12 protein-coding genes are annotated in these 13,366 nt (G+C 71.0%); 4 read left to right on the plus strand and 8 right to left on the minus strand.

Translation table 11 applies throughout. The annotated features are described in order from the left end of the window. Window positions 1-96: 96 nt before the first annotated feature. From ACGF5O_RS07350 to clpS, 3 genes are all read right to left on the minus strand, one after another. Window positions 97-1,545: an amino acid permease gene (locus ACGF5O_RS07350; RefSeq protein WP_393808904.1), complete on the minus strand. Its 1,449-nt coding sequence runs from the start codon at window positions 1,543-1,545 to the stop codon at window positions 97-99. 342 nt (window positions 1,546-1,887) lie between these two features. Next, window positions 1,888-2,493 carry a DUF2017 domain-containing protein gene (locus ACGF5O_RS07355; RefSeq protein WP_393808905.1) on the minus strand — a complete coding sequence of 202 codons (606 nt, stop codon included), beginning with the start codon at window positions 2,491-2,493 and terminating at the stop codon, window positions 1,888-1,890. Between the two features lie 96 nt (window positions 2,494-2,589). Then, window positions 2,590-2,907: an ATP-dependent Clp protease adapter ClpS gene (clpS, locus tag ACGF5O_RS07360; RefSeq protein ID WP_362586408.1), complete on the minus strand. Its 318-nt coding sequence runs from the start codon at window positions 2,905-2,907 to the stop codon at window positions 2,590-2,592. Between the two features lie 57 nt (window positions 2,908-2,964). Between clpS and ACGF5O_RS07365 the strand changes: the two genes are divergently transcribed. Beyond that, window positions 2,965-4,311, plus strand: a complete 1,347-nt coding sequence (locus ACGF5O_RS07365; RefSeq protein ID WP_393808906.1) for a nicotinate phosphoribosyltransferase — start codon at window positions 2,965-2,967, stop codon at window positions 4,309-4,311. Window positions 4,312-4,459: 148 nt separating this feature from the next. Then, the gene (locus tag ACGF5O_RS07370) at window positions 4,460-5,044 is read left to right on the plus strand and encodes an isochorismatase family protein (protein ID WP_393808907.1); all 585 of its coding nucleotides are present in this window, start codon (window positions 4,460-4,462) and stop codon (window positions 5,042-5,044) included. Window positions 5,045-5,323: 279 nt separating this feature from the next. Here ACGF5O_RS07370 and ACGF5O_RS07375 read toward each other — a convergent pair whose 3' ends face one another. Next, window positions 5,324-5,653: a hypothetical protein gene (locus ACGF5O_RS07375; RefSeq protein ID WP_393808908.1), complete on the minus strand. Its 330-nt coding sequence runs from the start codon at window positions 5,651-5,653 to the stop codon at window positions 5,324-5,326. 121 nt (window positions 5,654-5,774) lie between these two features. Then, a complete protein-coding gene (locus tag ACGF5O_RS07380; RefSeq protein ID WP_393808909.1) occupies window positions 5,775-8,138 on the minus strand; it encodes an immune inhibitor A domain-containing protein in 2,364 nt (787 codons plus the stop codon). 424 nt (window positions 8,139-8,562) lie between these two features. Between ACGF5O_RS07380 and ACGF5O_RS07385 the strand changes: the two genes are divergently transcribed. After that, on the plus strand, window positions 8,563-8,856 hold the full coding sequence (locus tag ACGF5O_RS07385; RefSeq protein ID WP_393808910.1) for a hypothetical protein: 294 nt from the start codon (window positions 8,563-8,565) through the stop codon (window positions 8,854-8,856). 115 nt (window positions 8,857-8,971) lie between these two features. Here ACGF5O_RS07385 and ACGF5O_RS07390 read toward each other — a convergent pair whose 3' ends face one another. Together ACGF5O_RS07390 and ACGF5O_RS07395 are read right to left on the minus strand one after the other, a co-directional pair. After that, entirely contained in the window at window positions 8,972-9,679 is a 708-nt protein-coding gene (locus tag ACGF5O_RS07390) for an RDD family protein (protein WP_393808911.1), read from the minus strand. A gap of 175 nt (window positions 9,680-9,854) precedes the next feature. Next, the gene (locus tag ACGF5O_RS07395) at window positions 9,855-11,267 is read right to left on the minus strand and encodes an RDD family protein (RefSeq protein ID WP_393808912.1); all 1,413 of its coding nucleotides are present in this window, start codon (window positions 11,265-11,267) and stop codon (window positions 9,855-9,857) included. Between the two features lie 254 nt (window positions 11,268-11,521). On the opposite strand from ACGF5O_RS07395, the gene ACGF5O_RS07400 reads away from it, so the two are divergent. After that, entirely contained in the window at window positions 11,522-11,935 is a 414-nt protein-coding gene (locus tag ACGF5O_RS07400; protein WP_393808913.1) for an SsgA family sporulation/cell division regulator, read from the plus strand. 18 nt (window positions 11,936-11,953) lie between these two features. Here the strand turns inward: ACGF5O_RS07400 and ACGF5O_RS07405 are convergent, their stop codons facing one another. Then, on the minus strand, window positions 11,954-13,360 hold the full coding sequence (locus ACGF5O_RS07405; protein ID WP_393808914.1) for an FAD-binding oxidoreductase: 1,407 nt from the start codon (window positions 13,358-13,360) through the stop codon (window positions 11,954-11,956). Between the last annotated feature and the right edge of the window lie 6 nt (window positions 13,361-13,366).

A 13,366-nucleotide genomic window follows, 5' to 3' on the forward strand; every position in this document is an offset into this window, starting at 1 on the left:
GCTGGTACGGGACGGCCCGGATGCCGGACGCCCTGAGCGGCTGCCGCAGGGGGGCGCCACGAGTGCTCCCCGCGGCGGGCGTCCCGGAGGGGTTGGTCAGTTCACCTTCTCCAGCGGTGCCGGCTCGCGGCGCTCGGCGACCTCGGGGTTGCGGTTCTTCAGGACCAGCCAGCCCACGCCGAGCGCGGCGGCCCAGCCGGCCATCACGTACAGGCAGACCCGGGAGTCGCCGTCGTACGCGATCAGGCAGGTGACGAAGAGGAGGAAGGCGATGGCGATCCAGCTGCACTTGGCGCCGCCGGGGGCCGGGAAGGCGGAGGCCGGCAGGCGGCCCGCGTCGACCGCGCGGCGGTAGAGGACGTGGCTGATCAGGATCATCAGCCAGGTCCAGATGCCGGCCGCGGTGGCGACGGAGGTGACGTAGCCGAACGCCTTCTCCGGGACGACGTAGTTGAGGATCACGCCGATGCCCATGAAGAGGACCGAGACGGTGATGCCGAACGCCGGGGTCTTCGACGCGGACAGCTTGCGGAAGACGGCCGGGGCCTCGCCGCTGTCGGCCAGGTTCCGCAGCATGCGGCCCGTGGAGTACATGCCGGAGTTGCAGGAGGACAGGGCGGCGGTCAGCACGACGAAGTTGACGATGCCGGCGCCGGCCGGGATGCCGATCTTCGCGAAGGCGGCGACGAACGGGGAGACGCCGGGGGCGAACTCCGTCCACTTGACGACGCACAGGATGACGGTGAGCGCGCCGACGTAGAAGAGGGCGATGCGCCAGGGGAGGGTGTTGATCGCCTTGGGGAGGGTCTTCTCCGGGTTCTCCGACTCGCCGGCGGTGACGCCGACCAGCTCGACCGCGAGGTAGGCGAACATGACGCCCTGAAGGGTCATCAGGGAGGAGCCGACGCCCTTGGGGAAGAAGCCGTCGAACTGGTAGAGGTTGGCGACCGACGCGGTGTCACCGGCGGAGCTGAAGCCGAAGGTGAGGACGCCGAGACCGATCACGATCATGCCGATCAGGGCGGTGACCTTGACCATGGAGAACCAGAACTCCAGCTCTCCGAAGACCTTCACGGAGATCAGGTTGACCCCGAAGAGGACCACCAGGAAGACCAGGGCCGTCACCCACTGCGGGACCTGCGGGAACCAGTAGTTCACGTAGATCGCGGCGGCCGTCAGCTCGGCCATGCCGGTGACGACCCACATCAGCCAGTACGTCCAGCCGGTGAAGTAGCCGAAGAACGGGCCGAGGAACTCCCGGGAGTACTCGGCGAAGGAGCCGGAGACCGGGCGGTAGAGCAGGAGCTCGCCGAGGGCTCGCATGATGAAGAAGATGATGCCGCCGGCGAGGGCGTACATCAGGATGAGGCTGGGGCCGGCCTTGGCGATGTTCGCCCCGGCGCCCAGGAAGAGCCCGACGCCGATGGCGCCGCCGATGGCGATCATCTGGACCTGGCGGCTGCCGAGCCCGCGCTCGTACCCCTCTTCGGAGCCTTCCGGGGAGTTCGCGGAACTCCCCGACGTGTCGACCTGAGCGGAGGTCATGTGTGGTGTGCGCCTTTCTCCATGCCGACCCGGGCCTCTCGTCGGCCTCGGATCGGGTTTCGATCCCCCCGGATTGCTGGAGCGGTGCCTGACCGGTGGTGGCCGGTTCGGTGGCGCACCCGGCGTGCACGTGGGTGGTGCTCGCCGGGCGGTCGTGAAGATTTATCACGGGCGCAACACTGATCACCGGGTTCCGCCGAGAGGGATTGTGGCGCACACCACTGGAAGAAGCGGACATAGTGCGGCCGAAACGGTCATATCAGGCCGCAACGGTGACGGGATCGTTATCCGGATTTGAGCGTCCTCTGAGCGAACGCGGAACCGGCAGGAAATCGGGGCGTACTACGGCATAAGGGTCGCGACCAGGGTTTCCTGGAGGCCGCCGAGCCACAGGTACGCCATCACCATCGGCTTGCGCGGGTCCTCGTCCGGGAGCCGGTAGAGGAGGTCGGTGTCGTCCTCGTCGGTGATGTCGAGGCGGCAGCCGATCGCGAGGCGCAGGTCGGTGAGGGCGCCGAGCCACTGCCGGGACTCCTCGGGCGACAGCTTCAGGACCGCCTCGCCCTTCTCCCCCGGGGCGAGCGAGTCGAGGCAGCGGATCACCGCGAGGGCGGTCTCCCGCTTGCCGGCCCTGAGGTCGTTCTCGGTGTAGCGGCGGAACTCCGCGGAGTGCGCCTGCCGCTCCTCGGCCTCCTCCGGGGACTGCGGGAGCCGCTCCGGGTCCCCGTAGGCGTCCGGGAAGAGCCGGCGCAGCACGGGATCGGCGGGTGCCTCGCTCGGGCCCTCGGCGAAGAGCTCGGCGAGCGGGTCGGCGGGGGCGTCCTCGGCGGGCCCCGGACCGATGAGCTCCAGGAGCTGGACGGCCAGCGACCGGATGATGGAGATCTCGACGTCGTCGAGCGCGACGGCCGCGCCGCCGCCGGGGAGCGGTTCGAAGATTCCTGGCATGGAGTGGATTCGCTGCTTCCGGAGCTGATCGAGGAGGAGCCGGTCGGGGCCGGGCGGAGAAGGGCCGGGCGGAGAAGGGCCGGGCGGAGAAGGGCGCTACTTCCGGTCCTGCTGGAGGGTGGCCCACAGGCCGTAGCCGTGCATCGCCTGCACGTCGCGCTCCATCTCCTCGCGGCTGCCGCTGGAGACGACCGCGCGGCCCTTGTGGTGGACGTCCAGCATGAGCTTGGTGGCCTTGTCCTTGGGATAGCCGAAGTACGTCTGGAAGACGTACGTCACGTAGCTCATGAGGTTGACGGGATCGTTGTGGACGAGCGTGATCCACGGGACGTCGGGCTCGGGGACGGCGAAGGTCTCCTCCGCCGACTCGGTGCGTTCGATCTCTACGGGAGCGGGTGACGTCACAAGGCCCATGCTGCCACGGGCCCCACAAATCGTCACACTGACGCGAAGGGGTGTAGCATCTTCGCCATGAACACTGCGGACCTTGGGCTGCCGGTGGACGTCCCGTCGACGGCGCTCTTCACGGACCAGTACGAGCTGACGATGCTGCAGGCCGCCCTGAAGGCGGGTACGGCCGAGCGGCGCAGCGTCTTCGAGGTCTTCACCCGGCGGCTGCCGGAAGGGCGCCGCTACGGCGTCGTGGCGGGCACCGGACGCGTCCTGGACGCGGTCGAGAACTTCCGCTTCGACACGGACGTCCTCGACTTCCTGGCGGAGCGGAACATCGTCGACGGGCCGACCCTGGAGTGGCTCGCCGGCTACCGCTTCAGCGGCGACATCTGGGGCTACCCGGAGGGCGAGGTCTACTTCCCGGGCTCGCCGATCATGCGGGTCGAGGGGTCCTTCGCCGAGTGCGTGCTGCTGGAGACCGTGATCCTCTCCATCCTCAACCACGACTCCGCCATCGCGGCCGCCGCCTCCCGGATGTCCTCGGCCGCCGGAAACCGCCCGCTGATCGAGATGGGCGCCCGCCGCACCCACGAGCTGGCCGCCGTCGCCGCCTCCCGCGCCGCCTACGTCGGCGGCTTCGCCACCACCTCCGACCTCGCCGCCGGCTTCCGCTACGGCATCCCGACGGTGGGGACGAGCGCCCACGCCTTCACCCTGCTCCACGACCACGAGCGGGACGCCTTCCGCGCCCAGGTCGACTCGCTGGGCCGGGGCACCACCCTGCTCGTCGACACCTACGACGTCGCCGAGGCGGTCCGTACGGCCGTGGAGGTGGCCGGGCCCGAGCTGGGCGCGGTCCGCATCGACTCCGGGGACCTGCTCCTCGTCGCGCACCGGGTGCGCCAGCAGCTGGACGAGCTGGGCGCGACGCACACCCGCATCACCGTGACCTCCGACCTCGACGAGTACGCCATCGCCTCGCTGGCCGCCGCCCCGGTGGACGCGTACGGCGTCGGCACCCAGCTGGTGACCGGCTCCGGGCACCCCACCTGCTCCATGGTCTACAAGCTGGTCGCGCGTGCCGAGTCCGCCGACCCGAAAGCGCCGCTGGTGCCGGTCGCCAAGAAGTCGACCGGCGGGAAGACGTCCGTCGGCGGGCGCAAGTGGGCGGCGCGGCGGCTGGACGCCGACGGGGTGGCGGAGGCCGAGGTGGTCGGCACCGGCGAGGTCCCGGCCGGCCTGGTCGACCGGCAGCTCCTGATCGAACTGGTGAAGTCAGGCGAGGTCGTCGCCCGCGAGCCGCTGGACGCGTCCCGGGCCCGGCACCAGGCGGCACGGGCGAACCTGCCGCTCTCCGCGACCCAGCTCTCGCGCGGGGAACCGGTCATTCCGACGGAGTACGCGCAGGGGCGCTCGGGTAGCTAGAGCGGGTGCCCGCGTACGCGCCCTGCAAAGCCCCCTCCCCTACGCCCCCGTAAGTCTCTACGCTCGGAGGTTCAGGCCGGGCCCGCACCCCTTCTTTCCGCGTCTCCCCCGTCGACGGACCCGCTACCGATAGCGAAGGACATCCACCATGCGCCGCGCCTTGATCGTCGTCGATGTGCAGAACGACTTCTGCGAGGGGGGCAGCCTCGCGGTGGCCGGCGGGGCCGATGTGGCCGCCGCGATCACGGAGCTGATCGGGCAGGCGCCCGCCGGCTACCGCCACGTGGTGGCGACCCGCGACCACCACATCGCGCCGGGCGGCCACTTCGCCGACAACCCGGACTACGTGCACAGCTGGCCGGCGCACTGTGTCGCCGGCACGGAGGGCGTGGGCTTCCATCCGAACTTCGCCCCGGCGGTCGCCTCCGGCGCGGTGGACGCGGTGTTCAGCAAGGGGGCGTACTCGGCGGCGTACAGCGGCTTCGAGGGCGTCGACGAGAACGGGGTCAAGCTGGCGGAGTGGCTGCGGGCGCGGAAGATCGACGAGGTCGACGTGGTCGGCATCGCCACCGACCACTGCGTGAGGGCTACCGCCCTGGACGCCGTGCGGGAGGGCTTCCGCACCCAGGTCCTCCTCGACCTCACGGCGGGCGTGGCCGAGGCCACCACGGAACGCGCCCTCGAAGAACTCCGCACAGCAGGCGTGGAACTCACCGGCAAGCCGGTGGTCTGAGGACCGAGCCCTTCCCCTCCGCCCACCTCACCTCTTGCCCGCGCAGACCTCTTTCCGCCGGTCACATCGATTTCCGCCGCAGCGGCGCTCCGCCACGACGGCGGAACCGGCGGCGCCGAACCGGCCGATGACCACCTGCGGGCCGGTGGGGGCCGGCCGCGCAGTTCCCCGCGCCCCTGGGTGGGCTGCAGGGGGGCGATCAGTGTTCAGCCCCGTCGCCCTCTTCCCGCCGCAGCGGCGCACCGCCACGACGCTGGAATCCGGCGGTGCCGGACCGGGTCAGGCTGGGGTTGGTCTTCGGAGGAGGGATTTGATGGGTCTCCAGAGTTCGAGGGCCGTGACACCGTTGTCAGGGGCCGTTCGCCATATGAGGCCGTCGGGGTGGTGGAGGACGGCGGTGATCTCGTCCGGGGTCGGCGGGGCGGCGTTGCCGCGCAGGTAGACCGCTCGCATGCCGAGGTTGCGGAGCCGGGTCAGGGCGCGGGCGCGGTTCTGGGCGTGGACGAGTACGCGGACGGCGGACGGGCCGTCCGCGGTGGCGGGACTGGGCAGGTTGAGCGCCACCACCACCCTGCCGTTCGGCAGCTTGCAGAACCCTCCTGCGGTCATGCGGTCACACCCCCGTGTGCGTCGGTGTCAATAAGAAAGCCACAGGACGCACCTAAGCACGAGCGGCGGCGACCCGCCAAGGGGTCGCCGCCGATACGTGTCTGACCTGCGGAAATGCGGATTACTTCACCGCGGGGCCGACCTGGAGGGAGATCGTCGAGCCGTCCCGGGCCTCCGTCACGATGTTGATCTTCGTGTTGGTGTCAGTGATCTTGACACCGGCGGCCGGGTTCGAGGCGTCGTAGTAGTCGCTCTTGTGGTCGTTGAAGACAGACACCCCGGAGGACTGCCTGATCTTCGTCGCCACGTCCGCCTTGTGGAGGGTGATGCCGTCGCTCGCGTAGAGGCTGAACGGCGAGTCGTAGGCCTGGATGCGGTTACGCATCAGCGTGCCGTCGGACCACTTCATGGCCGTCGGGTGCGAGTCGATCGGGAGGATCAGACCGGTGCCCGGGTGACCGCCGTCGCCCGTGTGCGTGTTGTTGTCCGCCTGGGAGGTGTCCCACTTCCAGATCAACAGGCCGTTCTGGTACGGGTAGTGCTCCACCCAGTCCGGACGGGTCGTCGAGAAGCCGAAGTTGTACGGACCGGTCTTGAGGGTCTTGTCGTACGACACGTACTGGCGGTTCTCCGCGATGTAGTACTGCGCGTAGTCCTTGGTGAAGGACGCGCCGATGCGGGAGAAGCCGGAGGCGGACCAAGCCGCGTCCGCGGACTCCGCGCTGTCGGAGAAGAGGGTCGAGCCGTCCGCGGTCAGCGTGATCTCGTCGGCCGCGAAGCCCTTCAGCGCCACACCGCCGTCGGTCTGGTAGCGGAAGCGGAGCTGGATCTTCTGGCCCGCGTAGGCGTCCAGCGGGTACGCCAGCTTGGCGTACGCGGCGATCGAACCGGTGAGCGCCGGCTTGTCGCTGCCGTCGCGCGGGAGGGCGGCACCGTCGACCGTGCCGTCCAGGGCGGTCCAGTTGGCGCCGCCGTCGGTGGAGACCTCGGTGTAGAGGTAGTCGTAGCCCGACTCGATGTCGTACCAGCCGTCGAGCGACAGCGTGGCCGACGACTTGCCGGTCAGGTCGACGTCACGGGTCAGCGTGTTCTTGAGGTTGTCGCCGCTGCCGCTCCACCACTGGGTCGAGCCCTCGGCCGGGGTCACGACCGTGGTCGTGACCGCCTTGTCGGGGAGGGTGACCACGAGGGCCTGCTTGTTCTTCGTGTTGTACTCGGCGACGCCCAGCTTGTGGCTGGACTTCGTGCCGGCCTTGGCCACGTCGTAGTTGAGCCAGCCGAGCTGGAGCTTGTCCCAGGCGTTCATGTCGCCGGGCAGGTCACCGATGGCCTCCTTGCCGGTGCCCAGCCAGGAACCGGAGGACATCAGGGTCCAGAAACCGGTGGAGTTCTCGCCGCCGTCGGTGTCGTACTCGTCCGGCAGGCCGAGGTCGTGGCCGTACTCGTGGGCGTAGACGCCGAGTCCGCCGTTCTCCGGCTGCATCGTGTAGTCGCCGACCCAGATGCCGGTGTCGCCGACCTGGGTGCCGCCGAGCTTGTTGTCGGCCGGGCCGGTGGCGCCGGCGTCGGTGCCGAAGGCGTACCAGCGGTGCGCCCAGATCGCGTCGGTGCCCTGGGCGCCGCCGCCCGCGGACTCGTCCTCGCCGGCGTGCACGATCTGGAAGTGGTCGATGTAGCCGTCGGGCTCGTTGAAGTTGCCGTCGCCGTCGTAGTCGTAACGGTCCCACTGGTCGTACTGCGCGAGGTCCGTCTTGATGTCGGCGGCGGACACGCCGGCCGCCTCCTGGTCGGCGACCCAGGCGTTCACGCCGTCCTTCACCAGGTTCCAGACGCTGGAGCAGGTGGTGGAGCCGCAGGCGTTGTTGCCGTAACGGGCCTCGTTGTAGGGGACCTTGACCCAGTCGGTCACCTCGCCGTCGACCGAGTAGCGGCCCGAGGACTGCTTCTCGTAGTACTTCTTCAGCGACTCGGTGCTCTTGCCGGTGCCGAAGTAGAGGTCCTGGAAGTGCTGCTGGTTGTAGTCCGCCTGCCAGGCCGTGGAGTTGTCCTTGGTGCGGTCCGGCGCGGCTATCTGGTTGTGCAGCGGGCCGGCCGTGCCGTTGTACCGGGGGTCGGTCTGGTCGCCGAACTCCACCAGGATCGTGAAGATCCTGTCCGTCTTCTCGCGGCCGAGTTCGACGTACTTGCTGTCGCCCTTCTTGCCCTTGAGCTGGACGACCTTGGAACCGTCGCGGTCCTTGACCTGGGCCTTGCCGGATATGACCTGGTCGAGGGCTTCCTGGCGCTGGGCCTCCTGGGTCTTGCTCAGGGGGCCGTCGAGGTTGTGCTCCTCCTGCTTCGTCGACGGGTCGTGCCGGTCGACGGTGGCGGTGGTCGCCGCCGGAGTCGTGGACGCCGCGACCGCGAAGGTGGCGAAGCCTACGGAGGCGGTCGCGAGCGTCACGCCGACGGCGAGCGCTCGGAACGTCCAGGGTCTGCTGGTCACTTGAGTTCCTCCCCCGCGCCGCGCGCACGGCAAGGAGGACCGGGTGATGGTTGGGGGTCCGTGCGCGCACGTTCAACGCGTCGATTCAAGTGACGATATTTGACTACTGGTTTACGAGAAAAGACAGACCTTGACTCAGAGCGTTCAACTGCACTATGCGGAGCGGAAGTTCGCTTTACGGACGCCGGGGCGCCCGGGTACCCCGGAACGGCCTCACCCAACCGGCGCGCATATGCCTCCGGTTGCCGTATGCCATGCGACCGTGCGCCCCCTGTGCACCGGTACCGTGGGTTAGGTCACGCTTACCGGACGTTCCTCTCGGGCATGCACGCGAATAGAGTCGAACGGTGGAACGTCCGGAAGCCGGTGGAAACCAAGGCCGGTTCCCCGTCTCACCCCCAAATCTTCCGAGGACACGATTGCCATGCCTCGTCCGACCCCGGCACAGCTCGTCTACGGTTCGGCCACCGTGATCTGCTCGACGCTCGCCATGCTGCTGCTGTCACAGACGAGTTCGGGCATCGGGATCGCGGTCATCGCGCTCGCCGCGCTCGGTCTGGGACTGCTGGTGGCCATGACGGTCCCGCTCCCCCGGCCGCGCACGGTCGCACAGTCCCTGCCCGCCCCGATCGCACCGCCCGAGGTGCGGGTGCCCCTGCACCGGGAGACCGTGGCCGCCGCCACGGCCGAACCCGTGCGGGAGCCCACCGCGCCCTGACACACGCACACCAGTGAAGTCGGCGGGTCCGTGAGACTGACGGACCCGCCGACTGCTTGTGCGCCCCCGGTACCGGCCGCCCCCGGTACCGGCGGCCCCCGGTACCGAGGCCCCGCTACGAGCCCGTGCTGACCACGACCGTCTTCGCGGCCTTGTCGTGCAGCCCCTGTTTGTACGGCTTGTCGAAGAAGCTCCAGCCGCCGCAGATCACCGTCCAGATGCAGGCGCAGCAGAAGGCGAACGGCACCCACAGCACCAGGGCGCGCAGCAGCGAGGTCTGGGTGGAGGGGGTGGAGCCGTCGGACAGGTTGGCGACCCGCATGCCGAGCCACTTCATGCCGAGGGTCTGCCCCGACCTGGCGATCAGCAGGGTGTCGTACGCGACGAACAGGACGGCGGCGACGAGCGACTGGGCGAGGGACCGGCCGGCCGAGATCTTGTCGCCGTCCATCTGGTACTCGCTCACCCCGAACGCCAGGGTGAGCAGGACGACCACGATGCCCACCAGGATCATGTCGATGATCCGTGCGAGGGTGCGCCTGCCGCTGTCGGCGAGGGGCGGCATCCCGGCGAGCGGATCGGCCGGGTAGCCACCGGTACCGCCGCCGCCTCCGTAGGGGCCGCCGCCCGCGCCGTAGGGGCCGCCGCCGTAGGAGGGCGGCGGGGGCTGCGAGCCGCCGTAGGGGGTGTCGTACGGCGAGCCCGAGCCCGGCCCCTGGCTCTCTCCCCCGCCCTCGCTCGGGCCCGGCGGGGGCTGCTTCCTGAACGGATCGTCCTCCGGCGGCTCTCCCGAGCCCGGGGGCGGGGGCGGTTCGGTGCTCATGGCCCGAGTGCACCGCGACGCGGCCGGGCCCGCATCCGGCGAGCGGCCGTACGGGGTACGACCGCTCCGAACGGGCCGAACGGCAGCGCCCCGAAAGGGGCGCGGGAACTGCGCGACCGGCCACGACGACGCCGCGGACGAAGGACGGCACCTCACGGCGCCGCCGGCGAAGCGCTCAGCCGGCGACGAAGGTGTGCGCCGCCTTGTCGTGCCAGCACTGGTGCCAGGGGCGGTCGAACAGGCACCAGGCGACGCCGAGGATCCCGATGCCGAGCAGGCCGGGCACGGTGTACACCAGCCAGCGGCGCAGCGCGGCACCGAAGGCGGGCGGCTCGTGGCCCTCGATGTCCCGTACCTCCAGGCCGAACAGCTTCTTGCCGAGCGTGCGGCCCCACTTGGCGGTCGGCAGCACCTCGTAGAGGACGCCGGCGACGAGCAGGACGGCGAGCACGATGCCGAGGTACACGCCGGTCGTGCCGTCCAGCAGCCAGACGGTCTCGGTACGGCCGGAGAGCTTGGCCACGTCGATCTTGTGCTGCACGTGGTCGGCGGCCTTGGCCGCGAACGGCACGGCGGCCGCCGCGGTCACCGCGCCGACGACCAGGCTGTCGACGAGCCGGGCCGCGAACCGCTTGCCGAGTCCGGCCGGCCGGGCCGCCGCCTGCCGCCGGGCGGCCGCCTGGAAGACGTCCTCCACCGGCGGCTTCCAGGGGGCGGCCTGCGGGTCACCGGCGAGCTGGTGCACCTGCTGGGCCCAGGAGGACTGCCCGCCGCCGGCGCCGGCGGCCATCGGAGCGGCGGAGGCCATCGGGGACTGGGGCGCGGCGGACTGCTGCGGGGGCACGGCCGGGGCGACGGCGTGCGGGGCGGCGGGCTGGGGAGCCGCGGCGGGCGCCGGGGGCTGGGCAGAAGGCGGCTGGGCCGCGGCGGCGCGGGCGGCTGCCGCCTTTCCGGCGCCGAAGCCGGGGCGCGCGGAACCGGCGGGACCCGCGGTGCCGGGAGCACTGACCGGGCCCTGCGTACCGGTACCCGCGGCGCCCGGGCCACCGGGGTTCGGCGTGCCCTCGCCCCGGACCGGCCGGAAGGTCAGCGTGCCGTCGTCCATGGGCGGCGGGCTGCCCGCCGGGCCGACCGTCGGCCTGCGGAAGATGAACGTGCCGCCTGAGTCGAGGTCCCCCTGGCCCCCCTGGTCCGTCCGGTCCGCCTGGTCCGCCTGGTCCGCCGGCGGGATCGACGCCGTGCCGTCCGTGCGGGCCGACCGGTCGTCCGGCCGGGCCGGGGAGCCCGCCGCCCGGGGGTCGTTGCCCCAGGCGCTCCCCTCCGCCGTCCAGCCGGACGCGCCGCCCGGCTGCGGGTCCTCGTCGAAGAAGTGCGGGCCGGTCTCCTCGACCGCCGCCGGGGCCGCGGGCCCCGCCGGGTGCGACCCCGGCGGCGGGACGAGCGGTTCGCCGTCGGACGGGGCCGGGCGGCTGGTGCCCGGCACCCACGCGGCGCCGTTCCAGTAACGGACGTAGCCGGGGATGGACGGGTCCGGGTAGTAGCCCTCGCGGGGCCGTTCGTCACCGGGTGCCGGGGTTGGGGCGGTCATGTCCGTCATCCCGTATCTGCTCGGGGGTCGTGTGGGAGGCTCCACATCTATCAGACCCGGATGCCCGGCACCGCCAGTCCCGCAGGACCCGCCCCTTTCCGGGCAGCCCTGTGCACCTCCTTCACCGCACCGGTCACCGCGGCGGAAAAAAATTTCCCGGAACCCGCGTAATGCTCGCGGCCCCAGCCGCTCTCCACTCGTACGGGCCCACCCGCAGGCGCCCGCACGACTGTCCGAGAGAGGAAACGCACGTCATGCATCACACCGTGGTGGAACGTGAACTGGAGCTGCGGCTCATCCTGTCACCCGAGCGGAGCATCCCGGTCCCGGCCCGGCTGACCTACCGCTCCGACGACCCGTACGCCGTGCACGTCAGCTTCCACATCAACTCCGAGCAACCCGTCAACTGGACCTTCGCCCGCGACCTGCTCGTGGAGGGGGTGTTCCGGCCGTGCGGGCAGGGGGACGTACGGGTGTGGCCGACGAAGGTGGAGGGCCGCAGCGTCGTGCTGATGGCGCTGAGTTCGCCCGACGGCGACGCCCTGCTCGAAGCCCCGATCCCCCAGGTGTCCGCCTGGCTTGAGCGGACGCTGCGGGTGGTGCCCCCGGGGAGTGAGGGCGGGCAGCTCGGGATCGACGACGCGCTCGACCAGCTGCTCGCCCAGTGAGGCCGCCGGCGGATGGGATCAGAACAGCTTGCCGGGATTGAGGATGCCCAGCGGGTCGAAGACGTGTTTCACGGCCCGCTGCATCTCCACTCCCACCGGCCCGATCTCCCTGGCCAGCCACTCCTTCTTCAGGACGCCCACGCCGTGCTCGCCGGTGATGGTGCCGCCGAGTTCCAGGCCGAGGCCCATGATCTCGTCGAAGGACTCGCGGGCGCGGCGGCATTCGTCGGCGTCCTGGGCGTCGAAGCAGACCGTGGGGTGGGTGTTGCCGTCGCCGGCGTGCGCGACGACCCCGATGGTCAGCCGGTGCTTGGCCGCGATGCGCTCGACGCCCTCGATCATGTCGCCGAGCCGGGACCGGGGCACGCACACGTCGTCGATCATGGTGGTGCCCTTGACTGCCTCCAGGGCGACGAGCGAGGACCGGCGGGCCTGGAGCAGGAGTTCGGACTCGGCGGCGTCGTCGGCCGGGACCACCTGGGTGGCGCCCGCGTCCTCGCAGAGCCTGCCGACGGCGGCGAGGTCGGCGGCCGGGTCCGGGGTGTCGAAGGCGGCGAGCAGCAGCGCCTCGGTGGACTCCGGCAGGCCCATGCGGGTGAGTTCGTTGACCGCCTTCACGGTCGTGCGGTCCATCAGTTCGAGCAGGGACGGCACATGGCCGCCCTCCATGATCCGGCACACCGCCGCGCAGGCGGCGGCCACGGAGCCGAACTCGGCGGCCAGCACCAGCTGCTGCGGCGGCTTGGGCTTCAGCGCGAGCACGGCCCGCACCACGACGCCGAGCGAGCCCTCGGAGCCGACGAAGAGGCGGGTGAGGTCGTACCCCGCGACCCCCTTCGCGGTACGGCGGCCGGTGGACAGCAGGCGGCCGTCGGCGAGGACGACGTCCAGGCCCAGCACGTACTCGGCGGTCACCCCGTACTTCACGCAGCACAGGCCGCCCGACGCGGTCCCGATGTTGCCGCCGATCGTGCACATCTCCCAGCTGGAGGGGTCCGGCGGGTAGGAGAGGCCGTGTTCCTCGACCGCGCGGGAGAAGGCGGCGTTGACGACGCCCGGCTCGACGACCGCGATGCGGTCCACCGCGGAGATCTCCAGGATCCGGTCCATCCTGGTCAGGGAGAGCACGATGCAGCCGTCGGTGGCGTTGGCCGCGCCGGACAGGCCGGTGCGGGCGCCCTGCGGGACGACCGGGACGCGCAGTTCGGTGGCGACGCGCATGACGTGCTGGACCTGCTCGACCGTGCGCGGCAGCACGACGACGGCCGGGGTGCCGGCCGGACAGAAGCTCGCCATGTCGTTGGCGTAGGAGGCGGTCACGTCGGGGTCGACGAGAACCGCGTCGGCCGGCAGACCCGCGAGGAGCCGGTCGGTGAGGTTGCTGGTGGCCTCGTCCCGAGGCGCTTCGATACGGCTCATGATCACAGCGTC

The sequence above is a fragment of the Streptomyces sp. NPDC048291 genome (assembly GCF_043201715.1).
Taxonomy (GTDB): Bacteria; Actinomycetota; Actinomycetes; order Streptomycetales; family Streptomycetaceae; genus Streptomyces.

Bases quoted from the DNA above. Each gene is read 5' to 3' on its own strand.
- ACGF5O_RS07350 (WP_393808904.1), bottom strand. From the start codon at position 1,545: ATGACCTCCGCTCAGGTCGACACGTCGGGGAGTTCCGCGAACTCCCCG.
- ACGF5O_RS07355 (WP_393808905.1), bottom strand. From the start codon at position 2,493: ATGCCAGGAATCTTCGAACCGCTCCCCGGCGGCGGCGCGGCCGTCGCG.
- clpS (WP_362586408.1), bottom strand. From the start codon at position 2,907: ATGGGCCTTGTGACGTCACCCGCTCCCGTAGAGATCGAACGCACCGAG.
- ACGF5O_RS07365 (WP_393808906.1), top strand. From the start codon at position 2,965: ATGAACACTGCGGACCTTGGGCTGCCGGTGGACGTCCCGTCGACGGCG.
- ACGF5O_RS07370 (WP_393808907.1), top strand. From the start codon at position 4,460: ATGCGCCGCGCCTTGATCGTCGTCGATGTGCAGAACGACTTCTGCGAG.
- ACGF5O_RS07375 (WP_393808908.1), bottom strand. From the start codon at position 5,653: ATGACCGCAGGAGGGTTCTGCAAGCTGCCGAACGGCAGGGTGGTGGTG.
- ACGF5O_RS07385 (WP_393808910.1), top strand. From the start codon at position 8,563: ATGCCTCGTCCGACCCCGGCACAGCTCGTCTACGGTTCGGCCACCGTG.
- ACGF5O_RS07390 (WP_393808911.1), bottom strand. From the start codon at position 9,679: ATGAGCACCGAACCGCCCCCGCCCCCGGGCTCGGGAGAGCCGCCGGAG.
- ACGF5O_RS07395 (WP_393808912.1), bottom strand. From the start codon at position 11,267: ATGACCGCCCCAACCCCGGCACCCGGTGACGAACGGCCCCGCGAGGGC.
- ACGF5O_RS07400 (WP_393808913.1), top strand. From the start codon at position 11,522: ATGCATCACACCGTGGTGGAACGTGAACTGGAGCTGCGGCTCATCCTG.